Here is a 22,695-nt window from a genome sequence, read left to right as displayed (position 1 = left end):
ACGGTTGACACTGACATGCGCACCCTGGTCCTCATCCCGACCTACAACGAGCGGGACAACCTGCCGCTGATCGTGCGCCGCCTGCGCGACGCGGTCCCCGACGCCGACCTCCTGGTCCTCGACGACAGCTCCCCGGACGGCACCGGGGACGTCGCCGACGCGCTCGCCGCGGCCGACGACCGGGTGCGGGTGCTGCACCGGCGCGGCAAGGAGGGGCTCGGCGCCGCCTACCTCGCCGGGTTCCGGCAGGGCCTCGCCGAGGGCTACGACGTCCTGGTCGAGATCGACGCCGACGGCTCCCACCAGCCCGAGCAGCTCCCGAGCCTGCTCGCCGAGCTCGCCGACCCCGACGTCGCCCTGGTCATCGGGTCGCGGTGGGTCCCCGGCGGCGGCATCGTCAACTGGCCGTGGCACCGCAAGCTGCTCAGCGTCGGCGGCAACGCCTACATCCAGGTGATGCTCGGGATGCCGGTGCGCGACGCCACCGCGGGGTTCCGTGCCTACCGCGCCGACACGCTGCGGCGGATCGGGCTGCACGACGTCGAGTCCCTCGGCTACTGCTTCCAGACCGACCTGACCTGGCGCACCGCTCGGGCCGGCCTCGCCATCCGGGAGGTCCCGATCACCTTCGTCGAGCGCGAGATCGGTGACTCCAAGATGAACGGCGACATCGTCCGCGAGTCCATGCTGCGGATCACCCGCTGGGGCCTGAGCCACCGCGGCGGCCAGCTGCGCGCCCTCGCGCCGGCGCCGCGCACCGAGCGGTGGGAGTCGCTGTGAGCACCCCCACGCGGCATCGCTCCCGGTGGCCCGCGCTCGTCCTGGTGCTGCTCGTCGTCGTTCCGGTCGTCGAGGTCGCCGTCATCATCGCCGTCGGCAAGGTGATCGGCGGCTGGCCGACCGTCGCGGCGCTGCTGCTGCTGTCGGCACTCGGCGCCTACCTGCTCAAGCGGGAGGGCCGCGCCGCCTGGCGCGCTCTGCAGGAGGCGATCGCGAGCGGGCGGATGCCCGCCGGTGAGCTGTCGGACGGCGCCCTGGTCCTCGTCGGCGGGACGCTGCTGCTGGCCCCCGGCTTCGTCACCGACGCGCTCGGCCTGCTGTGCCTGCTGCCCGTCACCCGACGCCCGGCGCGCACCCTGCTGACCCGGGTCGTCACGCGGCGGCTGCTCTCGAGCGGTCCCGGCGTGCGGGTCTACCGGCCGTATGCCGGCGGCCCACCGCACGGCCAACCGCCCACCTTCGGCCGCCCGCCCACCTCCGGCGCCGACGGTCGCACCGGACCGCAGCGCCCCGACGACGACATCATCGAGGGCGAAATCCTCTAGCTCCCCTTCCCCCCTTTGCCCGCGATCGTGGACGTCTTGGGCGCCGGGGGAACCAAACCCGTCCACGTTGTCGGGGGGCGGGGGCGTGGGCGCCGGGGGAACCAAACCCGTCCACGTTGTCGGGCGGGGGCGGGGGGGACATGACGACGGCCCGGACCCCAGTCGGGGTCCGGGCCGTCGTGGCGTCAGCGAGGCGTCAGGCGGTGCGCTTGGGGCGCGGCTTCTCCCCGCGCGACTCGCGCAGCAGGGTGAGGCGCTCCTCCAGCAGCTCCTCCAGCTCCTTGACGGAGCGACGCTCCAGCAGCATGTCCCAGTGGGTGCGGGCGGGCTTGGCGGGCTTCTCCTCAGGAGCGTCACCGCCCTGCAGCCGACCCAGCTCGCCGCAGCGGCACTCCCAGGTGCCGGGCACCTCGGCCTCGATGGAGAAGGGCAGCTCGGTCACGTGGCCCTGCGGGCACGTGTAGGCGACGATCTGCCGCTCGCTGGGGACGACGCCGTCATCGGTCTCCATGCTGAAGGACCCGAGTCGCGATCCACGCAGTGAACGCTCGGCCATGTCAAACCCCTTTCGATCGGCTCCGCGGAGCCATCCGGTCTACGGATCACCCAGGTGAACGCCGGCACGACCGGGGTTGTTCCTGGGATGCGGCCCGCTGGTTGGATGCCGCCACGGGCGGCGCCATGCTGGCGAGACCGACCCAAAGCCTTCATTCTAGACGACTGCGGGCTGCGCATTGCCGGCTGCGCGGATACCGGCGCGCACGTCGACCTTGGACAGCAGCACTCCGCCGACGACGAAGAAGACCACGAGCGCGACGATGGACAGGCGGTAGGAGTGCGTCCACTGCTGCATCAGGCCGAAGAGCAGCGTGCCGAACCAGCTGGTCCCGCGCTCCATCGCCTGGTAGAGGCTGAAGAACTCCGACTCCCGCCCGCGGGGGACCAGCTGGCTGTAGAGGGAGCGCGACAGGGCCTGGGTGCCGCCAAGCACGACACCGATGAGCACCCCGAGCGCCACGAAGGCGGGGAAGCTGCCCCGGGGCACCACGAACGCCACGGCCACCACCACCGTCCACACGACCAGGCTGGCCAGCACCGTGCGGTGCGCACCGAATCGCGCGGCCAGCCGCCCGAAGCCGAGCGCCCCGCCGACGGCGACGACCTGGACGACCAGGAAGGTCAGCAGCACCTGCGACTGCGCCATACCGAGCTCGCTGGACCCGAAGAGGCTCGAGGCGCTGATCACCGTCTGGATGCCGTCGTTGAAGAAGAGGTAGGCGAGCAGGAAGAGCAGGGTCTGGGGGTAGCCACGCAGCTCGGTGAGGGTGTCGCGGAGCTGGGCGAAGGCCCCGCCCACCGTGCCGGCGCGCGGGCCGGCGTCCGGTGGCAGGTCGTCGGGCAGCGGCTGCGGTGGCAGGTCCCGCAGGCCGAGCACGGGGATCAGGGTGAAGACGCCCCACCACAGCCCGGCGGAGAGCAGGCTGATCCGCACCGCCTGGTCCGTCGTCAGCCCGAGCCTGTCGTGGACCGTGAGCAGCCCGAAGTTGGCCGCCAGCAGCAGCGCCCCGCCGACGTAGCCCAGCGCCCAGCCGCGGGACGAGACGCGGTCCCGGTCGTCGGGTCCGGCGATCCGGCACAGGATGCCGTCGTAGATCACGAGCGTGCACCCCAGGCACAGCGACGCCACCATGAGCAGCGCCACCCCGAGCTGCCAGCCGGTGCCCTGGACGAAGACCATGGCCGCCGCCGCGGCCGCCCCGACGGCCGCGAACCAGCCGAGCAGCCGCTGCGGCGCCGCGGACCGGTCGGCGACGGCGCCCACCGCGACGAGCAGCACCGCGGACAGGACGGTGGTCACCGTCGTGACGTAGGGGTAGAGCGACCCGGGGGACACGGGCACCCCGAGGACCGACAGGTCGGTCCGGCACACCTGCGTCACGGGCTGGCCGGGGCACGCCGCGCGGTTGGCGATGCTGGTTAGGTAGGGGCCCATGAGCACGGTGGCCGTCGTCGTGACGTAGGCGGAGTTGGCCCAGTCGTACCAGTACCAGGCGCGCTGGTGGCGGGTGCTGCGTCGGCGCGCCCGCGCCGCGGTCGTGCTGGACATCCGTGTCTCCTCGGCCGGCGACCTCGCCGCCCGAGGACCGTCGAGCCGGATGCTAGCGCCAGGATCGTCCCGATCTGCCGCACCACGACCCGAGGTCACCCGGACGGCATGATGGGACGGTGCGTAGATCGGACGTCACCGGGGACCGGGCCCGCCGGCGCGCTCCGTGGTGGCTCGCCGCCGGCGCGGTCCTGCTGCTGGCGACCGCCTGGGGCCACGCGAACCCGACCGGGTCGCTGCTCGTCCACGAGCTGCTCGACCACCCGGTCGTGCACGGGGTCGCGGGCTACCTGCTCCTCGCCTGGGGTCTGCGCTCGCTGGTGCGGGAGCCGCAGGGCCGCCTGGTCGTGACGATCCTGCTGGCTGCGCTGGGCGCCACGGTGTTCGGCCTCGTCGGCCTGGTGATCAGCGCGGGAGTCCACCCGGGGCGGGACCAGCAGGTGGTGCCCGCGCCCCGGCAGGCGGGCGTGGCGGCATACGCGGCAGAGGTGACGACCGACGGGGACGAGCTGTCGCCGGTGATCACCGTGGTGTTGCGGCACCTCGACCAGGCGCCCTCGTCGCGGCGGTGGGAGGCCGCGTGCGTCAACGAGGACGATCCGGGCGGCGCCCTCGCCGGCCTCCGGTGGGAGGGGCCGTCGCGGCTCGTGCTGCGGCTCGAGAGCGGCCGGGAGGTGGCCGTCCCCGTCGAACCAGCCACCGCGGCGCCACGGGAGGTCGTCCGCGTCGGACGACGGTGCGGGCGCCCCTGACGTCGGCGGGGCGTCACCTCTCGGAACCCGTCCCGCCGCGTGGTTGTCCACAGCGCGTCGCGGTCCCGGCCGTTCGTCCACAGGCCGGCTCTCCCCGCCTGTCCCGTATGCCGCCTGCGCGGCACCGTGGTCCCGAGCCCCCGGACGAGGTGGAGGAGTGGACGTGGCACAGGTGGAGACGGTCGAGACGAGTGACCGGGCGACGGGTGACCGGGTGACGGATGACCGGGCGACGGGTGACCGGGCAGGGAGCAGCGTGGTGGAGGCGGTCAACGAGGTGCGCCTCGTGGGGCGGGTCAGCGCCGACCCGGAGGTCCGTGAGCTCCCCAGCGGGGCGAGCCCCGTGACGCTGCGGCTGGTGGTGCGGCGGCCGCCCGACCCGACGGCGCGTGACCAGGGTCGCCGGCCCGCCACGGTCGACACCATCGACGTCGCCTGCTGGCAGGGGCGGGCCCGGGAGGTCGGGCTCGTGCTGGCGGCCGGGGACGTGGTCGAGGTCACCGGCGCGCTGCGGCGGCGGTTCTTCCGGGGGGCCGTCCCGGCCCAGTCGCGATACGAGGTCGAGGCGGAGGTCGTCACGATCGTGCGCCTGTCCGGGGACCCGGACGAGGTGGACGGCCGTGAGCAACGACCGGCACCCCGTCTCCCGTCGGGAGGCGATGCCTCCTAGAGTCGTGCCATGGCGAATCGACCGGAGAAGTTCGACGTCGTCGTGTCCGCGGTCGTCCGCAGCGGCCCCCGGGTCCTGCTGACGCGGCTGACTGACCACGACTACTGGTTCCTGCCGGGCGGGCCCGTGCAGCTGGGGGAGTCCGCCAAGGACGCCCTGCACCGCGACATCCTCGACGAGCTGGGCCTGGAGGCCAACGTGGCGGACCTCGTCGCGGTGGTCGAGAACGCCTTCGTCCTCGACGGGGTCGCCCACCACGAGATCAACCTCGCCTTCGAGGTGCGGGTGGACCGGGCCCGATCCGACGCGCTGGTGCCGGGGATGGAGTTCCGGTGGTTCGACGCGGAGGCGCTCTACGACGTGGACATCCGGCCGGCGAGCCTCGCCACGGTGGTGCGCTACGGCCCCGAGGCGGCCCGGCTGCCGCTGCACTCGCACGGCCTCGGCCGCTGACGCGGGCCGGGCCGGGCCGGCCGGTCAGCGCGGCGCCGCGCGACCGGGGTGGGACCTGCCGAGCCGGTGCAGCTCCAGCGCGAGCTGCAGCTCGAAGACCCGCGACGGCTCGCGCCAGCCCGGTCCGAGCAACCGGTCGATGCGGTGCAGCCGCTGGTAGAGGGTGTTGGCGTGGATGCCGAGGCGCTGCGCTGCCGCGGAGTGCGAGCGCCCCTCGGCCAGGTAGGCCCCCAGGGTGTCGACCAGGTCGCTGCCGGTGTCCGCGTCACGGTCGAGCAGCGGGCCGAGCTGCCAGCGGACGTGCCGTCGGGCGGCGTACCTCACCGACCGGCCGGCGGACGCGACCTGGCTGACCGAGGACGAGCGGGACTGGCTGACCCGCCGCATCGCCCAGGAGCACGACCAGACCCAGCGGGCCCACGGCTGGTCCGTCCGCAAGGCCCTGACCAGCGGCCGGGTGCTCGCGCTGTCCTTCGTGTACTTCGGCATCTGCTACGGCCTCTACGCCCTCAGCTTCTTCCTCCCGACGATCGTCGCCGGATTCTCCAAGCAGTTCGGCTCGGCATCGTCGGGTCGATCCAGAGCCGGGCCGTGGTGCCGGTCAAGGCTCCCGAGCGGTTCGAGGGGGACGAGGTGGTGCTGACCGACGGCACCCGGCTGCGTCCCGACGCGGTCGTCGTGGCGGCGGGCTACCGGCACAACCTCGAGCCCCTCGTGGGCCCGCTGGGGGTGCTCGACGGTCGCGGTCTGCCGAGGGCCCACGGGGCCGAGCCGGCGCTGCCGGGGCTCTACTTCACGGGGTTCGCCAACCCGATCTCGGGCATGTTCCGGGAGCTGCGGATCGACGCCGACCGGATCGCCCGGGCCATCCGCCGTCAGTGCGCTCCGAGCAGGTCCGCGACGCGCTGGCTGCTGCGGCGCGCCGCCGGCGTGGTCGCCACCAGGCCGGTCGCCACCAGCAGGGCGCCGCAGCCGGCCATCACGTGCCACCCGGTGCGGGAGGCGAGCGCGAGGCTGCTCGTGGTCGTGCCGAGGGCCGAGAAGGCCAGGGTCCCGAAGACCGCCACGCCGAGCGCTGCGCCGACCTGGCGTGAGGTCGAGGCGACGGCCGCGGCCACGCCGGCCCGGCTGCGCGGCATCCCGGTGACGGCGGCGTTGGTGATGGGCGCGTTGAGCAGCCCGAAACCGCACCCGAAGAGCACGTAGGCCAGCAGCAGCACCGGGGTGCTCGTGGTCGCCGTGATGGTGCCCAGCACCAGGGCGGACGCCGCGATCCCGAGGCCGGCCAGGACCATCGGCAGCCGCGGGCCCCGGACGCCGACGACCCGGCCGGACACGGGCGCGAGGAGCCCGGTGCACACCGCCATCGGCACCGTCATGAGGCCGGCGTGCAGCGGCGACAGACCCCGCTCGGACTGCAGGTAGAGGGTGTTGACCAGCAAGAACCCCGCCTGCGCGGCGAAACCTACTACCGCGGAGGCCACGGCCCCGGTGAAGGGCAGGCTGAGGAAGAACCGGGGGTCGATCAACGGCTCGGCGGCGCGCAGCTCGACCGCCACCAGCGTCGCCGTGGCGACCACCGACGCGGCGAGGCAGCCGAGCACCAGCGGCGAGGCCCAACCGGCCTCGCGCCCCTCGATGAGCGCGAAGGTCACCGAGCCGAGCCCGACCATGACCAGGGCCTGCCCGGCCGGGTCGAGGCGGCGCGGGCGGGGAGCACGCGACTCCGGGACGTAGCGCGCTGCGAGCGCGAACGCCGCGAGCGTCACCGGCACGTTCATCCAGAACACCGCCTGCCAGCCGAGCGTCTCGACCAGGACGCCGCCCACGACTGGTCCGAGGGCCATGGACAGCCCGATCGTCCCGCCCCAGAAGCCGATGGCCTGGGCGCGCTCGCGGGCGTCGGTGAAGGTCGTGGTGATGATCGACATGGCCACCGGGTTGAGCATCGAGCCGCCCACCGCCTGCAGCACCCGGCAGGCGATGAGCATCTCCCCGGAGGTGGAGAAGGCGCACAGTGCCGAGCCGATCCCGAAGGTGACCAGGCCGACCTGGAAGACGCGGCGGCGTCCGACCCGGTCGGCGACCGAGCCGGACAGCATCAGCAGGCTTGCGAGGACCACGGTGTAGGAGTCGAGCACCCACTGCAGCCGGGAGGGGCTCACGTGCAGGTCGCGCTGCAGCGACGGCAGCGCCAGGTTGAGGGCCGACACGTCGAGCCCCACGATGAAGAGACTCATGCAGCAGATCGCCAGCACCAGCCAGCGGTTGCGGGGCTGGGTCATCGGGCCTCCTGGACCTTGGTGAGCAGGGTGTGCAGGGTGGCCAGCTCGTCGGGGGAGAGCGCCGCGAGCGCGGGGACCGGCTCAGGCAGTGCTCGTATGTCGTCCATGAGCCGCCGTCCCTCGTCGGTGACGGTGATGATCTTGCGCCGTCCGTCCTCGGGGTCGGCCTCCTTGCGGACCAGCCCTCGTGCTGCGAGGTCGCCGACGATGACGCTCGCGGCGGGGGCGTCGACGCGCAGCGAGGTCGCCAGCTCGCCGCCGCTCATGGGGGCCTGCTCGAGCCGGCGCAGCGCTCGGAACCGGCTGAAGGGCATGCCGGTCCGCTCGACCACGCGTGGCTGCCAGTAGGCCCGGTTGTCGGAGAAGACCGTGGCGAGCTGGATCCACACCTCGGCCGCATCGACCCTGGTGGTTGTTGTCATACAACTATTGTATCCCAGCAAGTAAAGTTGCTATTGTTAGCGACTAACGTTTCTGTCATGCTGGGGGGCATGGCAGGCAAGGGGCAGCGCACCCGCGAGCGCATCCGCGCGGTCGCGCTGGAGCTCGTCCTCGACCGCGGCTTCGACCAGGTGACCGTCCAGGAGATCGCGACCGCGGCGGGTGTCTCCCACATGACCTTCTTCCGGCACTTCCCGACCAAGGAGGACGTCGTCCTGAGCGACGGCGAGGACCGCGCCATGGCCGAGGCGGTCGCGCGGCAGCCGGTGCAGCTGGCCCCGCTGGAGCGGGCGCGGCGCGGGATCCTGCAGGCGTGGGAGGCCCTGGCTACCGAGGAGCCGGCCGTCGCAGCCGTGCGCCGCCAGCTGCAGATCGTCGCCGGGCACCCCGGCCTGCGGGCACGGTCCTGGGAGAGCAACCGCGCCACCCACCAGGGGATCGTGGCCGCCCTCGTGGACGGCGGAGCACCTCCGGAGGTGGCCGAGGCCTGCGCCGGCGCCTGCCTGGGGGCGCTGACGGCGGCGCTGCTGGCCCGCGGACCGCGTGGCGACGACCTCGGCATGGTGGTCGTGGAGGCGCTCGCCGTCCTCGCCGCGCCGGGGGAGGAGCGATGACCGCGCTCGAGGCCCGGTCGGTGTGCGCTCGCGCCGGGGGCCGTCTGCTGCTCGACGGGGTCGACCTGCGGGTCGAGGCGGGGACGGTCCACGCTCTCGTCGGGCTCAACGGGGCCGGCAAGACCACGCTGATGCGGCTGCTCCTCGGGATGCAGACGCCGGCGTCCGGGCAGGCGCTCGTGCTGGGGGGGCGCGCCCGGCGCGCCCGACCGGCCGTGTGGCGCCGGGTGGGGCACCTGGTTGAGACGCCCCTGTGCTACCCGGAGCTCACGGTGCGGGACAACCTGCTGGCCGTGTCGCGGCTGCGGCAGCTGGCGCCCGTCGAGGCGCGCCGCCGTGTGGTCGCGGCCTGCGAGGAGGTCGCGCTCACCCCGTGGCTGGACCGTCGCGCCCGCACCCTGTCCCTCGGGACGCGCCAGAAGGTCGGGCTCGCCGCTGCGCTGCTGCACGACCCCGACGTGCTCGTCCTGGACGAGCCCACCAACGCCCTGGACCCCGTCGCGGTGCTGCGGCTCCGCGCGTCGCTGCGGCGACGGGCCGACGACGGGGCCGCCGTGCTCGTCTCGGGCCATCACCTCGACGAGCTCGCCCGCATCGCCACCGTGATCACGGTGCTGCACCGCGGCCGCGTCGTGGGGGCCATCGATCCGGCCGTGCCCGACCCGGGGGCCGCCTTCTTCGACGCGGTGCTGCGGGCCGGGCGGACGACCGCCGATGCCGGAGGGGAGCTCGGATGGCCCGCCTGACCGGACTCCGCAGCGCGGTGGCCGTGGAGTGGCTCAAGCTGCGGCGCAGCCGGGTGACCCTCACCGCCTCTCTCGCCCTCCTGACGCTGGTGCCCGGGGCGACGGCGCTGCTCCACCTCGGGGTCGGCCGCGGCGGGTCGTCACCGCTCGCGGCCAAGGCCGCCGCCCTCGTCCCGGTGGCCGGGCCCGACGGACTGCTGGCGTCCGCGGCGCAGCTGTCGGGCGGTCTGACCGTGCTGGGCGTGGGGATCGTCATGGCCTGGTGCGTGGGCCGGGAGTTCCAGGACGGCACGGTCACCGGCTTGTTCGCCCAGCCCACCCGGCGACGGGACGTGGCCCTCGCCAAGTGCGTCGTCCTGACCGGCTGGGCGGTCGTCGTCTGCGCAGGCGTGGCCCTGATCGTCGGCCTCCTCGGTCTCGCGACGGGCCTGTCGGCAGGAGAGTGCGGGCGGGTCGTGGGTCGGCTCGCCGCCCTGGGGGTGCTGCTCACCGCCGGAGCGTTCCCGGCGACCCTGGTGGCGACGGTCGCCCGGGGCGTGCTCGCCCCGGTCGCCGTCATCCTGGGTCTGGTCGTGGCGACGCAGCTCGCGGTGGGCCTCGGTGCCGGGGCATGGGTGCCGTGGGCTGCCGGGGTCCTGTGGGCCGGCGGCGCTGGTCCCCAGGCCGCCGCCACGGTGAGCCCGCTGCAGCTGGGGGCGGTCCTGGCGCTCGCGGTGGCCTCGGTCGCCGCCACCGTCGCCGCCTGGGACCGGCTACAGCTCGGGCGCTCCCGGTGACCCCGGGGGCCGGGGTCCTGACGACCATGGGGGTGGGGCCCCGGTGACCCCGGGGGGGCGGCATACGGCTCGGGTGATCGGCTGACCGCCGGAGCGGGTGCCGCTAGCCTGAGGCGCGGCGCTGCACCAGGGCGGGGCCGGAGGGAGACACCGATGACCAGCGACGGCACGGGCCGGCCCGCCGACAGCCACGACCTCATCCGCGTGGTCGGCGCGCGGGAGAACAACCTCAAGGACGTCAGCGTCGAGCTGCCCAAGCGGCGGCTGACGGTCTTCACGGGCGTGTCGGGGTCCGGCAAGAGCTCGCTCGTCTTCGCGACCATCGCGGCCGAGAGCCAGCGGATGATCAACGAGACCTACAGCTCCTTCGTGCAGGGCTTCATGCCGTCCCTGGCTCGGCCGGACGTGGACCACCTCGAGGGGCTCACCACCGCGATCCGGGTGGACCAGGAGCGGATGGGCGCCAACCTGCGCTCCACGGTCGGCACTGCCACCGATGCCAATGCCATGCTGCGAGTCCTGTTCTCCCGCCTGGGGACTCCGCACGTCGGATCGCCGCAGGCCTACTCCTTCAACGTGCCGTCCGTCACCGGCGCGGGTGCCGTGACGATCCAGACCGGGGCCAAGAAGGGGACCAAGGAGAAGCGCACCTTCGCCATCGTCGGCGGCATGTGCCCCGAGTGCGAGGGCACCGGCCGGGTCTCGGACTTCGACCTCAGCGCGATCATCGACGAGTCGAAGTCGTTGGCGGACGGGGCGATCCTGGTGCCGGGCTACTCCATGGACGGGTGGTACGGCCGGATCTTCTCCGGCTACGGCTTCGACATGGACAAGCCCGTCGGGAAGTTCACCAAGGCTCAGCGCGAGGACCTGCTCCACAAGGAGCCCACCAAGATCAAGGTCGAGGGCATCAACCTGACCTACGAGGGCATCATCCCGCGCATCCAGAAGTCGATGCTGTCCAAGGACCGCGAGGCGATGCAGCCGCACGTGCGGGCGTTCGTGGACCGCGCGGTCGTCTTTGCCCCCTGCCCGGCCTGCGAGGGGACCCGGCTCGCGCCGCACGCGCTGGAGTCGCGCGTCGAGGGCGTCAACATCGCCGACTGCTGCGCGATGCAGATCACCGACCTCGCGGCCTGGGTGCGCTCGTTGGACCGGCCCGAGGTGGCGCCGCTCCTCACGGGTCTGCTGCACCTGCTGGACTCCCTCGTCGAGATCGGCCTCGGCTATCTGTCGCTGGACCGCCCCGCCGGGACGCTCAGTGGGGGAGAGGCGCAGCGCACCAAGATGATTCGTCATCTGGGGTCGTCGCTGACGGATGTCACCTATGTCCTCGACGAGCCGTCGGTCGGGCTGCACCCGCACGACATCCAGCGGATGAACGAGCTGCTGATCCAGCTGCGCGACAAGGGCAACACCGTCCTGGTGGTCGAGCACAAGCCGGAGATGATCGCGATCGCCGACCACGTCGTCGACCTCGGGCCGGGTGCCGGGTCCGCGGGTGGCGAGGTGTGCTTCGAGGGCACCGTGGCGGGTCTGCGGGGGAGCGGGACGATCACGGGCCGGCACCTGGACGACCGTGCCCGGCTCAAGGACGAGGTGCGTATGGCGAGCGGGGCCGCCGAGATTCGCGGCGCGACCAGCCACAACCTGCAGTCCGTCGACGTCGACGTGCCCCTCGGCGTGCTCTGCTGCGTGACGGGCGTGGCGGGGTCGGGCAAGTCGTCGCTGATCCACGGGTCGCTGGGGCCCCGCGAGGATGTCGTGGTCATCGACCAGGCGCCGATCAAGGGGTCGCGGCGGTCCAACCCGGCGACCTACACGGGGCTGCTGGAGCCGGTGCGCAAGGCCTTCGCCAAGGCCAATGGCGTGAAACCAGCTCTCTTCTCGGCGAACTCGGAGGGCGCGTGCCCCAACTGCAAGGGCGCGGGCGTGGTCTACACCGAGCTGGGCTTCATGGACACGGTGTCCGCGCCGTGCGAGGTGTGCGAGGCCAAGGGATTCCAGGCCGAGGTGCTCGACTACCTGTTGGGCGGCAAGGACATTGCCGCCGTGATGGCGATGTCGGTGGACGAGGCATGCGCCTTCTTCGCCGAGGGCGAGGCCAAAGTCCCTGCCGCACTCACGATCCTGACGCGCCTGTCGGACGTGGGACTGGGCTACCTGACGATCGGCCAGCCGTTGACGACCCTGTCCGGAGGCGAGCGGCAACGCCTCAAGCTGGCCGCGCAGATGGGGGAGAAGGGCTCCGTCTACGTCCTGGACGAGCCCACCACGGGCCTGCACCTGGCCGACGTGGAGAACCTGCTGGCCCTGCTGGACCGGCTCGTGGACTCCGGGAAGTCGGTCGTGGTGATCGAGCACCACCAGGCGGTCATGGCCCACGCGGACTGGATCATCGACCTCGGCCCGGGCGCCGGCCACGACGGCGGGCGGATCGTCTTCGAGGGCACCCCGGCCGACCTCGTGCAACGGCGGGACACGCTCACCGGCAAGCACCTCGCCGCGTACGTCGAGGCCTAGGCTGGACGTCATGGACAGCCGCAGCAAGCAGCAGGTCAAGGACGATCTGATCGCCCACCTGGCGGGCCAGCTAGCCGGGGGTGCCCGGGCGGGCCAGGACGAGGCCGCAGCGGCATCAGCCGAGCTGGGCGAGCGACGGGTCGACGGCGACGCCCAGCGCGATGAGGCCGGGGACCTGCACGGTGTGCTCGGCGCCGTCGACGCCCGGCAGCGACTGGACCTCAAGGAGGCGCGGGCGCTCGACGTGGCCACCACGGACACGGTGCAGCCGGGCGCAGTGGTGGAGCTGGGGGGACGTCACTACGTCGTCGGCGTCGTGACGGACGAGTTCGAGTCCGGCGGCGTGAGCTACCAGGGCATCGCGACCGACGCCCCGATCTACGACGTGATCCACGGGTTGCGCGCAGGCGACACCTTCAGCTTCGGCGGCCAGGACCAGACCATCACCGCGGTCGACTGACCTGCTGCAGGCAGGCAGCGCTGAGCGACGCCGTGCCTCTCGACCCCTGCCGGGGTGGCTGGGCTGCAGCGCGGCATACGGGCTAGGACCAGTGCACCGACCTGGCCAGGGCCACGAAGCCGAGACGTTCGTAGACCCCCAACGCGTCCTCGGAAGCACTGAGGGTCGCGGGCAGCGTTGGCGCTGAGGCGATCACGCTGCGGGTGAGGGCGCTACCGATGCCCCGCCCGCGGGCCTCCGGGAGGACGGCGACGGCGCTCACGGTCACGCAGCCGGACGCGACGATGCCGAGAGACGTGCCGACGGGGCGGCCGCCCCGCACGGCCAGCCACAACGTCAGCCCGGCCTGTCGCTGCGACCCGCGGGGGTGGAGCTCACCGGGCCGATCCGGAGGAGCGCCGTTGGCCTCGAAGGTGATCCGCTCCCACAGCTGCACCTCGTCGTCGGTGACGACGGGCCGGACGTCGAGACCCGGCAGTGATGGCGAGGGCGGCAGGGGAGCCGGGTGGCGGACCATCCACACATTCTCCGGCTCCGGGGCCCGACCCGGCAGATCCGCCTGCGACAGCGACCCGAAGGAGTCGCACACCGTGCCTGGCAGACCCACCAGCCGCGCCGCGGGGACGTCGGGTCGCAGGGTGACCGCCCCCAGCAGGTATCGGTGCGGCGCCGGGTCCAGCGACCAGGCGATCTCGTCGTCAGCGCGCCACCGGCTGCCGAGGCCGACATGCAGGACACGCTGCATGGCCGCCTCGCCTTGGGCGCACAGGGCCACGTCGGCGAGCCCTGTGCGGCCGTCGGGCGTACTCACGACATCTCCTGGTCCATGGGGCGCGATGGGTGGCCAGCCCGACCGTCAGCAGGGGCGAGCGCGACCCGCGATGGCGGTTCGTCAGGGACCTGGCTCCAGACGTCGATCAGAGACATGACCCCATGGTCCAGCATCAGCCTCGTGCCGGAGGGCGCCGTTGGTCACGACGAACAGCGACGGGACCTGGACACGCAATACCTGGACGTGCCCGCCGCCATCGCCGAGGCCGCCGCGGAGTCCATGCGGTGATCGCTGACGACACGAACGTGCTGGTGCGGTTCCTCGCGGGGGATGACCCGCACCAGAGTCAGCTCGCGCAACGACTCATCGCCGGCGCCTCGCGAGAGGACCCGATCTTTCTGGGTTCCGTCACGATCGTCGAGACATGGTGGGTGATGCGTCGGGTCCACGGAGTGACCGCCGATCAGATGGTGGAGACACTTCGTCGCCTGTGCCTGGATGACGCTCTTGTCCTGGAACATCGACAGGCCGTCATCCGCGCGCTGGACCGGGCCGCAGAAGGAGCCGACTTCGCCGACGCGCTGATCGCGGCGGTGGCGACTGGCCGAGGATGCCGGGCGACGGTGACCTTCGACCGGAAGGCGACCGCACGCGCAGGGATGACCCTGCTCGATGAGCACTACCTGGGCTTGCGGCAGGGGTGAAGAACCACCCAGGCCAACGCCGATAATCTACATTATGTCATTCTGCTGAGCGGACCGCCCCCCGGGCGGTCACAACTGCAGATGGAGTCGCAACGCGTCGTCGACCGCGGCCATGAGGCGCGGCGGGACCCTGCCGACCGCGGCACCGACCCTCTCGACTGCGACCGAGCGCACCTGCTCCGCCTGGGCCTTGGAGTCCATCCGCAGTCCTGTCTCGTCAGCGGGCAGCAACACCTGGAAGGGAAAGACCCGCTCCACGTTGCTGGTGACGGGCACGACCGTGACTACGCCGCGACCGAGTCGTTGGGCCATCATGTTGGCCCGGTCATTGCTGACGAGCACCGCGGGGCGCCGCTTGCTGGCCTCGCTGCCGCGCACCGGGTCCAGATCGACGAGAACGATCTCACCGCGCAGCATCGGTGAGCCCGTCCAAGGAGGCCGTTGCCCAAGCCTCCTCATCCCCCGCCGCGGACCATTCCTCCCAGGCGGCGGCATAGGCCGCCTCCAGCTGTGGGTCTTGCAGGCGGCGGATGGCCTGCTGGACCGCGGCAGACCGCGACTCGAGGCCGGCCTCCTCGACGAATCGATCGAGGACCGCGACGTCCTCGTCACTCAAGCTCACACTCAGCTTCATGGATAGATCCTACCGTGGTAGCACAGTTGCTGCTACCACGGTAGCAGCCTCTTCCAGAGGCGACCGTCAGCTGGCGAGGATGGCCATGTAGTCCACGTCGATCCACTGGTCGTCGAACCGCAGCGCCTCGCGGCCCGTCCCCTCGTGGACGAAGCCGGCCTTCTCGTAGACGTGCCGGGCGCGGGGGTTGAAGGCGTAGACCTCGAGAGTGATGCGGTGCAGGCCCATGGTCCTGAGGCCGTGTCCGGTAATGAGCCGGGTCGCCTCGGTGCCGAGCCCACGGCCGCGGCCAGCTGCGCCGATGAAGATGCGGAAGGCGCAGGACTCGTTGTCCTCGTCCCACTCGTTGAGGACTGCCTCGCCGACGAGTTCGCCGGATGTGTTGTCGATGACGGCGAGCACAAGCCGGTCGTCGGCCACAGCCCAGGCGGCGTAGATCTCGCGGAGCCGGTCCATCGGCATGCCGGCGGGCTTCTCGCTGCTCGAGTGCACCGACCCCGTCAGCCTGGCGATCTCGTCATCAGCGCGGATGACCGCGTCGATCGCGTCGGCGTCCTCCGCTCGGATGGGGTGAAGGGTCACCAGCTCGCCCCGCAGGGTCGGCTTGTCCGTGAACGGCGTCGTCTCCATGCGGCCACGCTCTCAGAGTGACCACCCCGTCGGAAGCGGGTATGCCCGTGCGCCCACCACGGGGGCCGCGCGCGCCGCGCCACCTACACTCGCCGCATGGCCAGGATGCGTCTGGAGGACCTACCAGCGACCGGGACCTGCGACCTCACGACGATCGGCCGCCGCTCCGGGACGGAGCGGACGGTCGAGATCTGGTTCGTCCGGGTCGACGGGGCCGTGCACGTCGTCGGCACCCCCGGCCCCCGCAGCTGGATCGCCAATCTGCGAGCCGACCCACGAGCGTCATTGTCGTTCGGGGACAGCGAGTTTCGCGTCGTGGCCACCGAGGTGACCGATGTCTCCGCCCGTGAGCACGTCGCGCGTGGCGCCTGGGACGTGCAGCCCTGGTATACCGCCCAGGGGCACAGCATCGACGACTGGGTGGCCCGCTCCCCCATGGTCCGCCTGGCGCTCACGCCATGACCGAGGACGAGCCGCACCGCAGGGGCCCCCGCCGACGGGCAGTGCTCGCGACCGGCGCCGTGACCGCGCTGGGCCTCGCTGGGGCGTGGGTGGCGCGAGATCCCTTGCAGGAGACGATGGATCAGCTGGCACAGGACGACCCTGCGACGCCTTCGACCGACCCCACGAGCGTCGCGGCTGAGCAGCTCCCGCGGCACGACCAGCTCGCCGGGACCCGCCTCTACTACGAGATCTCCGGGACGCCGACGGGATTCCGGATCGAGCCGGCGTTCGCCGCACGACTGTCCGCCACCCTCGCGCGGCACTGGACCTACCTGCCGGCACCGGCGCCCACCCAGATCTGGTCGTACGGCGCCTGGGTCAGGCCCGAGGACCGACCTCGCCCCTCATGGCACCACGCCGGACGCGCCTTCGACCTCGCGCGGGTACGAGCGTCGGACGGCCAGGACCTCGTGAGCTGTCGATATGACCTGTGGCAGAACAGCTCCGGGGCGCAGCGCGCTGCCATCGAGCGCGCCTACTGGCGGATGGCCGCCAGCCTCCACCACGACTTCGAGTTCGTCCTGACCTATCTCTACGACGAGGCGCACCACAACCACATCCACGTGGACGACGGGCGCTCCGGACCGGCCGGGAGCACCTTCTCCCCCGGGTCGCGTGTGCAGGTCCAGGCGGTCCAGGCGATGTGCCGTCACGTGTGGGGCCACGACATACGGGCGAGCGGGTCCTGGGACGACGACACGCGGTCGGCCACGCAGGACGTGCTCGAGCGCGTGGGCGTGGGCGGGCGGCTCACGCAGGGGCAGCGCCACTGGCGGGCCTTCCTGGACGGCACTGCGCGCCGGAGCTGAGGGCCGCACTCCCCCGCCTGTGGATGACGCCGGCCATGTCCTGGCTCTGAGGTCCCCTCACCACCGCCACCGGTCACACCTGAGGTGTCCCAGGAGTCACTACCCATGACGGACCACGTGATGGGAGTGTGACGACCATGGACCAGACGGACGCCTTCGAGGCGGCGCGACCGCGGCTGCTCCGGATCGCCGGCGGCGTGCTCGGCGACCGGACCGAGGCCGAGGACGTGGTGCAGCAGGCGTGGATCCGCTTGCAGGGCAACGACGGTCAGATCGACAACCTGACCGCGTGGCTCACCACGGTGACCACCCGCCTGTGCCTGGACCGGCTCCGAGCCCGCACTCCCCTGCCGGTCGACACCCTCGAACCGCCCGGCACCGCATCGGACCCGGCGGACGAGGTCGCCTTCGCGGACACCGTGGGCGTGGCGCTGCAGGTGGTGCTCGACCGCCTGACCCCGGCCGAGCGCGTGGCCTTCGTGCTGCACGACACCCTGGCGATCGACTTCCCGACGATCGCTGCGATCCTCGACACGACCCCTCCCGCCGCCCGCAAGCTCGCCTCCCGAGCCCGCAGCAAGGTCACCCAGCCGCGGGCAGAGGGCCGACGCGCCGACTGGGAGGTCGTGGACGCCTTCCTCGCCGCGGCGCGCGAAGGCGAGTACGCCCGCCTGCTGGAGCTGCTCGCGCCCGACGCGGTCGTGGCGGCCGACGCCGCCGCCATCGCCGCGGGCACCCCGGCCCGGCTCGAGGGCCCCGAGGCGGTGGCAGCGATGTTCGACGGCGCGGCCAAGGCAGCGCTGCCGACCATGCTGGAGGGGCGCCCTGGGGCGGCGTGGTTCCACCGCGGCGAGGCCCGGGTCGCCTTCGACTTCACGGTGGTCGACGGCCGGGTGCAGCGCATCGACTTCCGCGCCGCGCCCGAGGTGCTCGCCGCGCTCGCCCGTCGGTGAGTCCGCCGGATCCGTCACACTCCCCCGCGCTCCCCCGTCACCAGGGCATCACCACCATCACCACCACCGTCACCACGACCACGAAGGAGCACGACCATGAAGACCATGACCTGCCGTCAGCTCGGCGGCCCCTGCGACACCGCTCACACGGGCGCGACCGCCGACGACGTGATCAAGGCCCAGGACCGCCACCTCAAGGAGGCCGTCGCCGCCGGTGACGCCACCCACGAGGACGCCGACCGCGCGATGCGCGGCCGCTGGAAGAACCCCGTCAAGGGGATGGGGTGGTACCGCGACGCCAAGAAGACCTTCGCGGCGCTCCCCGAGGACTGAGGGTCGTCGGCAGCGGGCAGCCGGGGGCGGTCCCCCAGCCGTCAGCGGGCGTTCTCGTCGGGCTGGTGGATGCCGAAGACGTTGCCCTCGGTGTCGAGGTAGTAGCCCTGCCACGCCATCCCCGGCAGGGCGTAGCGCGGGACCGCCACCACGCCACCCGCCTCGAGGATGCGCTCCTCGGTCTCGGCATACGACTCCACGCCCATGGTGAGCACCGCCCCCTTGACGGCACCGTCGGCCTGCGGCGAGGGGCCCTGCCGCTGCATCAGGGCGCCGTTGATGCCGGGCGCCCCGTCCTCCCCCGTCGTCACGCCGGCGTACGGCATGCCGGCGAACTCGCTCCAGTCCTCATAGCTCCACCCGAAGGCCGCGGCGTAGAACTCCTTGGAGCGCTCCAGGTCGTCGACGTGGATCTCGAAGTGCACAGGACGGGACATGGTCGCCTCGTTCGCTCGTCGGTGCTCGGTGCCCGGCCCTCGCCGGTGACGGGGGTCGCGATCGAGTCTGCCGGACTAGCGTGGTCTTCGCCAGACCCACGACAACGAATGGCGCCACCATGACCGAGCACGTCGAGACCCCGCCCCTGCGCTCCTGCACCCGCGACGGACTGACCTTCGAGGTCGTCGACGGCGGACCCCGAGACGGCGAGGTGGTCGTGCTGCTGCACGGCTTCCCTCAGGACGCGACAGCCTGGCGGGCGGTGTCAGAACGTCTGCACGCCAGTGGTTTTCGCACGCTGGCGCCGGACCAGCGAGGCTACTCCCCCGCCGCCTCGCCGACCGGCGTCGCCGCCTACCGGGTGAGCGAGCTGGTGCGGGACGTGCTCGCGCTCGTCGACGCCGCCGGCGTCCCGCAGGTCCACCTCGTCGGGCACGACTGGGGCGGCGCGGTGGCCTGGGCGACGGCGCTGACGGCCCCGGAGCGCCTGTCGAGCCTCACGGTCCTGTCCACACCGCACCCCACCGCGATGGAGCGCGCCATGCGGTCACCGGACCAGGCGCGGCGCAGCTGGTACATGCTGGCCTTCCAGGTGCCCGGGCTGCCCGAGCAGGTGCTCGCCCGGTCGATGCGACGGTTCCTGACCGGCGCCGGGCTGCCGGTCGACCACGCCGAGCGGTATGCCGCCCGCTTCGCCACCCCGTCGAGCCTCCGCGGCCCGATCAGCTGGTACCGCGCCAGCGCGCCGTGGCGGGGCGTCTCCCGCAGCCGGGCGGGAGGCAGCGGTCGGGATCCACGCGTGCTGGTGCCCACGACCTACGTCTGGGGGCGGCACGACGTGGCGCTCGGACGGGCCGCGGCGGAGTCGACCGCCGAGTTCGTCTCCGCCGACTACCGGTTCGTGGAGCTGGACGCGGGCCACTGGCTGCCCGAGTGCAACCCGGCGGAGGTGGCGGACGAGATCGTCGCCCGCGCCACGGCTCCTCGGTGAGCGCCCGGACCTGACCCGCGTGGCGGGCAGGTCCGGCCACTCCCGGTGCGGCTCAGTCGGACTCGGGCATCTCGATCTCGCCGAGCTCGTCCCAGCCGGTGCCCGGCGTCTCGACGGAGATCACCTTGGGACGCGAGGCGGCATACTGCCCCTGCGTCTTCATCGCCGTGGCGAAGTGGTCGGACTCGACGTGCGCCTTGCCCGCGGCGGCGTCCTTGTAGGCCTCGATGAGGATGTACTCGTGGGGGCGCTCGCAGGACCTCGACCACTCGAACCACAGGCAGCCCGGCTCGGCGCGGCATGCCTCAGTGAACTCCCGTGTCAGCTCGAGGAAGTCGTCGGCGTACTCGGGCTTGACGTCCCACTTGACGGTGATGGCGATCATCGGTCCTCCTACGAATCTGCAGTGCTGTCACCTGCATTGTCCGCAACACTGAGGGCCATGACGCAACTCTCCCCCACCGACCTGCTCCAGACGTATGACGCGCAGCTGCGTGCCGAGCACGAGTTCGTCGCGGAGGACGACGTGGAACGACACGGCCCGTTGTGGTGGGGCGTGTTCCGCGGGACCAAGGGCTTCGTGACCTACCGGGACCTCGATGGTCTGGACGCGCGCGGCATCGACCGGCTCGTCGCGGACACGCTCGCGCACTACCGCGCCGACCCCCGGATCACGAGGCTGGAGTGGAAGACCCGCGGCCACGACGACATGCCTGGGCTGCACACCGCCCTGGTGTCACGGGGATTCGTCAGGCAGCCGGACGAGTCGGTGATGATCGGGGAGGCCGCGGCGCTCGCGGTCGACGTGCCCGTGCCGGCCGGCGTGGTGATCCGCCGGGTCGAGTCCGAGGACGACGTGCGCGCCCTGTGCGCCTGCGCCGACGAGGCCTTCGGGGAGCCGGTCCCCGGGATGGCCGACGAGCTGCTGCACCGCCTGGCGCTCGGCCGGGACGACCTGGAGCTGTGGGTGGCCGAGGTCGACGGTGAATTCGTCTGCACGGGGCGGCTCGAGCCGGTCACGGGCACGGACTTCGCGGGCCTGTGGGGTGGCGCGACGCTCGAGCGGTGGCGGCGGCGCGGGGTCTACCGCGCCCTCACCGCGGAGCGCGCCCGGTCAGCAGTCCGGCGAGGGATCCGGCTGCTGCAGAGCGACTCCACCGAGGACTCCCGCCCCATCCTCGAGCGATCGGGCTTCGTGAAGGTGACCACGACCACGCCATACGAGTGGCGGCGCAGCGAGGACTGATGGGTCTGCGCGCGCTGGTTTTTGCCGGCTCGGGGGGCCGGGCGAGCGGACCGAGCGGGGCGGCTGATCTCGCTCAGAGCACCCTCTACTGACTCCTGGTGAGGTGCGGGTGAATCGGGTGACAGACCCTCGTCTTTCGCCCCTGTGTTCGATAGAACTCCAGCATGACGAACACCGAGGTCGCCGACGCACGGGCCGCCATCACGGCGGCCCTCGGTGCGCTGCGCATCCTCGGTGAGAGGCTGGCCTTCGTGCAGGGCGAGGACCTCGCGGAGGTCGCCCGGGAGGCGTCGTCGCTGGCGGCAGCGGCGCGGGGCGCGACCGTCGCCATCGCCGGGGAGGCCGACCAGCGCGGCCTCGTGCTCGAGTCCGGCTCCGGGACCGCCGGCCAGTGGCTGCGCGACCAGGGAGCGGCGGTGACCGACCCGGACGCCCGGGCGATCGGCCGCCACCTGCGCGGCTCGCGCGGCCCCACCTTGAGGCCGCTGCGGGAGGCAGTCACCTCCGGCGAGGTGACCCCCCGCCGATGCCTGCACCGCGGCGAGGGTCTACGACGAGCTGCGGCACCGGACCGACCAGTCCATGCAGTCGAGCATCGTCGACGGGCTGGTGGATCTCGCGAGGACCGGGTTCAGCAGTGCGATCCTCAACGACTTCCGGACCGAGATGCTGACGCGGTTCGGGTCCGAGGCCGACCAGGACCGCGAGCACGACCACCAGCAGGCGGTCCGCGGAGTCACGGGCTGGCGGCTGCTGGACGACGGCATGTGGAGGTGCGAGGCGACGCTGACGCCGACCGACAAGGCCGTCGTGGACGCAGCGATCACCGCCCTGGCCGCCCCGCAGCCCGCCGACGACGGGACCACCGACACCCGCTCCCCCGCCGCTCGGCGCGCCGACGCCCTCGTGACGCTGTGCGGCATCGCCTCCGGCCAGGACACCACCGGGCCGATGGGCGCCACCACCCGGGTCACCCTGACGCTGCCGGTCGAGGCCCTCACCGGAGAGGCCGCAGCGCACGACGAGCTGGGCACCCCGTTGCTCCCGGCAGCAGCCCGCGAGCTGTCCTGCGGCGCCACCCTGACGACGGTGGTGCTCGGGGTCCACGGCGAGCCGCTGCAGGTGGGCCGCGAGCACCGGACCGCCACCGCGGCCCAGCGCCGCGCCCTCGCCGTCCGGGACCGGGGCTGCACCTTCCCCGGCTGCGACGCCCCGCCGTCGTGGACGCAGGCCCACCACATCACCCACTGGATCGACGGCGGTGCCACCGATCTGGACAACCTGGCGCTGCTCTGTCACCGGCACCACCGCTCCGTCCACCGCTACCGCATCACCGGCGCCGTGCGCGACGACGGCAGCGGGGTCGACTGGGACGTGGTGCGGACCGGCCTCGGGTGGCGGCCGCCGCCCCCGCCGGACCCGTGGACTCGAGCCGCCTGAGCGGCCGGAGCCTCCTGAGCCGCCGCCGGCGGCATACGTCCCCACGTCCTCGCCCGTCATGGCGCCGAGCTGGCCCGAGCCGCTGCGGC

The 22,695-nt window shown here is 72.7% G+C and carries 30 protein-coding genes; 19 read left to right on the top strand and 11 right to left on the bottom strand.

Annotated features, from left to right (window positions below; all coding sequences use genetic code 11):
• The first annotated feature begins 15 nt into the window (after positions 1-15).
• Positions 16-780: a polyprenol monophosphomannose synthase gene (locus tag ADJ73_RS12430; RefSeq protein ID WP_050348522.1), complete on the top strand. Its 765-nt coding sequence runs from the start codon at positions 16-18 to the stop codon at positions 778-780.
• Positions 777-1,325 carry an FxsA family protein gene (locus tag ADJ73_RS12425; RefSeq protein ID WP_253272569.1) on the top strand — a complete coding sequence of 183 codons (549 nt, stop codon included), beginning with the start codon at positions 777-779 and terminating at the stop codon, positions 1,323-1,325. The genes ADJ73_RS12430 and ADJ73_RS12425 overlap by 4 nt, the downstream gene beginning before the upstream one ends.
• 196 nt (positions 1,326-1,521) lie before the next feature.
• Here ADJ73_RS12425 and ADJ73_RS12420 read toward each other — a convergent pair whose 3' ends face one another.
• Positions 1,522-1,881: an RNA polymerase-binding protein RbpA gene (locus ADJ73_RS12420; protein ID WP_050348520.1), complete on the bottom strand. Its 360-nt coding sequence runs from the start codon at positions 1,879-1,881 to the stop codon at positions 1,522-1,524.
• Positions 1,882-2,037: 156 nt separating this feature from the next.
• Entirely contained in the window at positions 2,038-3,432 is a 1,395-nt protein-coding gene (locus ADJ73_RS12415) for an MFS transporter (protein WP_050348519.1), read from the bottom strand.
• A gap of 119 nt (positions 3,433-3,551) precedes the next feature.
• Here ADJ73_RS12415 and ADJ73_RS12410 point away from each other — a divergent pair, with 119 nt between their 5' ends.
• The 3 genes from ADJ73_RS12410 (at position 3,552) to ADJ73_RS12400 (ending at position 5,307) form a co-directional block, all read left to right on the top strand.
• Positions 3,552-4,184 (top strand): hypothetical protein, encoded by a 633-nt coding sequence (locus ADJ73_RS12410; protein WP_050348518.1) that lies wholly within the window; start codon positions 3,552-3,554, stop codon positions 4,182-4,184.
• A gap of 163 nt (positions 4,185-4,347) precedes the next feature.
• Positions 4,348-4,854: a single-stranded DNA-binding protein gene (locus tag ADJ73_RS12405; RefSeq protein ID WP_253272568.1), complete on the top strand. Its 507-nt coding sequence runs from the start codon at positions 4,348-4,350 to the stop codon at positions 4,852-4,854.
• A gap of 9 nt (positions 4,855-4,863) precedes the next feature.
• On the top strand, positions 4,864-5,307 hold the full coding sequence (locus tag ADJ73_RS12400) for an NUDIX hydrolase (protein WP_050348517.1): 444 nt from the start codon (positions 4,864-4,866) through the stop codon (positions 5,305-5,307).
• A gap of 24 nt (positions 5,308-5,331) precedes the next feature.
• Here the strand turns inward: ADJ73_RS12400 and ADJ73_RS12395 are convergent, their stop codons facing one another.
• The 3 genes from ADJ73_RS12395 to ADJ73_RS12380 all read right to left on the bottom strand — a co-directional run bounded on the left by ADJ73_RS12395 (position 5,332) and on the right by ADJ73_RS12380 (position 8,014).
• Entirely contained in the window at positions 5,332-5,796 is a 465-nt protein-coding gene (locus ADJ73_RS12395) for a PucR family transcriptional regulator (RefSeq protein ID WP_050348516.1), read from the bottom strand.
• Between the two features lie 386 nt (positions 5,797-6,182).
• Entirely contained in the window at positions 6,183-7,592 is a 1,410-nt protein-coding gene (locus ADJ73_RS12385) for an MFS transporter (protein ID WP_050348514.1), read from the bottom strand.
• On the bottom strand, positions 7,589-8,014 hold the full coding sequence (locus ADJ73_RS12380; protein ID WP_082176976.1) for a MarR family winged helix-turn-helix transcriptional regulator: 426 nt from the start codon (positions 8,012-8,014) through the stop codon (positions 7,589-7,591). Before ADJ73_RS12380 ends, ADJ73_RS12385 begins: the two co-directional genes overlap by 4 nt.
• Positions 8,015-8,083: 69 nt before the next feature.
• Between ADJ73_RS12380 and ADJ73_RS12375 the strand changes: the two genes are divergently transcribed.
• From ADJ73_RS12375 to ADJ73_RS12355, 5 genes are all read left to right on the top strand, one after another.
• Complete coding sequence (locus ADJ73_RS12375) at positions 8,084-8,647, top strand: TetR/AcrR family transcriptional regulator (RefSeq protein ID WP_050349438.1); 564 nt, start codon at positions 8,084-8,086, stop codon at positions 8,645-8,647.
• Positions 8,644-9,393 carry an ABC transporter ATP-binding protein gene (locus ADJ73_RS12370; protein ID WP_050348512.1) on the top strand — a complete coding sequence of 250 codons (750 nt, stop codon included), beginning with the start codon at positions 8,644-8,646 and terminating at the stop codon, positions 9,391-9,393. Before ADJ73_RS12375 ends, ADJ73_RS12370 begins: the two co-directional genes overlap by 4 nt.
• Entirely contained in the window at positions 9,381-10,169 is a 789-nt protein-coding gene (locus tag ADJ73_RS12365; RefSeq protein WP_050348511.1) for an ABC transporter permease, read from the top strand. Before ADJ73_RS12370 ends, ADJ73_RS12365 begins: the two co-directional genes overlap by 13 nt.
• A 153-nt stretch (positions 10,170-10,322) precedes the next feature.
• Positions 10,323-12,692, top strand: a complete 2,370-nt coding sequence (locus tag ADJ73_RS12360; protein ID WP_050348510.1) for an ATP-binding cassette domain-containing protein — start codon at positions 10,323-10,325, stop codon at positions 12,690-12,692.
• 10 nt (positions 12,693-12,702) lie between these two features.
• Entirely contained in the window at positions 12,703-13,152 is a 450-nt protein-coding gene (locus tag ADJ73_RS12355; protein ID WP_050348509.1) for a hypothetical protein, read from the top strand.
• Between the two features lie 82 nt (positions 13,153-13,234).
• On the opposite strand, the gene ADJ73_RS12350 is transcribed toward ADJ73_RS12355, so the two are convergent.
• On the bottom strand, positions 13,235-13,963 hold the full coding sequence (locus tag ADJ73_RS12350) for a GNAT family N-acetyltransferase (RefSeq protein ID WP_050348508.1): 729 nt from the start codon (positions 13,961-13,963) through the stop codon (positions 13,235-13,237).
• 114 nt (positions 13,964-14,077) lie between these two features.
• On the opposite strand from ADJ73_RS12350, the gene ADJ73_RS17730 reads away from it, so the two are divergent.
• Both ADJ73_RS17730 and ADJ73_RS12345 read left to right on the top strand, forming a co-directional pair.
• Entirely contained in the window at positions 14,078-14,212 is a 135-nt protein-coding gene (locus ADJ73_RS17730; protein ID WP_301280697.1) for a hypothetical protein, read from the top strand.
• The gene (locus tag ADJ73_RS12345) at positions 14,209-14,628 is read left to right on the top strand and encodes a PIN domain-containing protein (protein ID WP_050348507.1); all 420 of its coding nucleotides are present in this window, start codon (positions 14,209-14,211) and stop codon (positions 14,626-14,628) included. The genes ADJ73_RS17730 and ADJ73_RS12345 overlap by 4 nt, the downstream gene beginning before the upstream one ends.
• 69 nt (positions 14,629-14,697) lie before the next feature.
• Here the strand turns inward: ADJ73_RS12345 and ADJ73_RS12340 are convergent, their stop codons facing one another.
• The 3 genes from ADJ73_RS12340 to ADJ73_RS12330 all read right to left on the bottom strand — a co-directional run bounded on the left by ADJ73_RS12340 (position 14,698) and on the right by ADJ73_RS12330 (position 15,892).
• Positions 14,698-15,045, bottom strand: a complete 348-nt coding sequence (locus ADJ73_RS12340) for a type II toxin-antitoxin system PemK/MazF family toxin (RefSeq protein ID WP_050348506.1) — start codon at positions 15,043-15,045, stop codon at positions 14,698-14,700.
• Positions 15,032-15,262: a ribbon-helix-helix domain-containing protein gene (locus ADJ73_RS12335; RefSeq protein ID WP_050348505.1), complete on the bottom strand. Its 231-nt coding sequence runs from the start codon at positions 15,260-15,262 to the stop codon at positions 15,032-15,034. Before ADJ73_RS12335 ends, ADJ73_RS12340 begins: the two co-directional genes overlap by 14 nt.
• 66 nt (positions 15,263-15,328) lie before the next feature.
• Positions 15,329-15,892: a GNAT family N-acetyltransferase gene (locus ADJ73_RS12330; RefSeq protein WP_050348504.1), complete on the bottom strand. Its 564-nt coding sequence runs from the start codon at positions 15,890-15,892 to the stop codon at positions 15,329-15,331.
• Positions 15,893-15,988: 96 nt separating this feature from the next.
• Here ADJ73_RS12330 and ADJ73_RS12325 point away from each other — a divergent pair, with 96 nt between their 5' ends.
• The 4 genes from ADJ73_RS12325 to ADJ73_RS12310 all read left to right on the top strand — a co-directional run bounded on the left by ADJ73_RS12325 (position 15,989) and on the right by ADJ73_RS12310 (position 18,491).
• Positions 15,989-16,354 carry a nitroreductase family deazaflavin-dependent oxidoreductase gene (locus ADJ73_RS12325; protein WP_050348503.1) on the top strand — a complete coding sequence of 122 codons (366 nt, stop codon included), beginning with the start codon at positions 15,989-15,991 and terminating at the stop codon, positions 16,352-16,354.
• Between the two features lie 116 nt (positions 16,355-16,470).
• Complete coding sequence (locus tag ADJ73_RS12320; protein ID WP_156188227.1) at positions 16,471-17,205, top strand: extensin family protein; 735 nt, start codon at positions 16,471-16,473, stop codon at positions 17,203-17,205.
• A gap of 137 nt (positions 17,206-17,342) precedes the next feature.
• On the top strand, positions 17,343-18,158 hold the full coding sequence (locus tag ADJ73_RS12315; protein ID WP_050349437.1) for a sigma factor: 816 nt from the start codon (positions 17,343-17,345) through the stop codon (positions 18,156-18,158).
• Between the two features lie 96 nt (positions 18,159-18,254).
• Positions 18,255-18,491, top strand: a complete 237-nt coding sequence (locus tag ADJ73_RS12310) for a hypothetical protein (RefSeq protein ID WP_050348501.1) — start codon at positions 18,255-18,257, stop codon at positions 18,489-18,491.
• A 41-nt stretch (positions 18,492-18,532) separates the two neighbouring features.
• On the opposite strand, the gene ADJ73_RS12305 is transcribed toward ADJ73_RS12310, so the two are convergent.
• Entirely contained in the window at positions 18,533-18,928 is a 396-nt protein-coding gene (locus ADJ73_RS12305) for a VOC family protein (RefSeq protein WP_050348500.1), read from the bottom strand.
• Between the two features lie 119 nt (positions 18,929-19,047).
• On the opposite strand from ADJ73_RS12305, the gene ADJ73_RS12300 reads away from it, so the two are divergent.
• Entirely contained in the window at positions 19,048-19,920 is an 873-nt protein-coding gene (locus ADJ73_RS12300) for an alpha/beta fold hydrolase (protein WP_050348499.1), read from the top strand.
• A gap of 52 nt (positions 19,921-19,972) precedes the next feature.
• Here ADJ73_RS12300 and ADJ73_RS12295 read toward each other — a convergent pair whose 3' ends face one another.
• Positions 19,973-20,305 (bottom strand): putative quinol monooxygenase, encoded by a 333-nt coding sequence (locus ADJ73_RS12295; protein ID WP_050348498.1) that lies wholly within the window; start codon positions 20,303-20,305, stop codon positions 19,973-19,975.
• A 57-nt stretch (positions 20,306-20,362) separates the two neighbouring features.
• On the opposite strand from ADJ73_RS12295, the gene ADJ73_RS12290 reads away from it, so the two are divergent.
• Both ADJ73_RS12290 and ADJ73_RS12280 read left to right on the top strand, forming a co-directional pair.
• Positions 20,363-21,166 (top strand): GNAT family N-acetyltransferase, encoded by an 804-nt coding sequence (locus ADJ73_RS12290; protein ID WP_050348497.1) that lies wholly within the window; start codon positions 20,363-20,365, stop codon positions 21,164-21,166.
• 582 nt (positions 21,167-21,748) lie between these two features.
• Positions 21,749-22,606, top strand: a complete 858-nt coding sequence (locus tag ADJ73_RS12280) for an HNH endonuclease signature motif containing protein (RefSeq protein ID WP_050348495.1) — start codon at positions 21,749-21,751, stop codon at positions 22,604-22,606.
• Positions 22,607-22,695: the final 89 nt, after the last annotated feature.

The organism is Arsenicicoccus sp. oral taxon 190, assembly GCF_001189535.1.
GTDB lineage: Bacteria > Actinomycetota > Actinomycetes > Actinomycetales > Dermatophilaceae > Arsenicicoccus.
The sequence above is the reverse complement of the archived record's forward strand: the minus strand, read 5'-3'. Positions and strand labels throughout refer to the sequence as shown.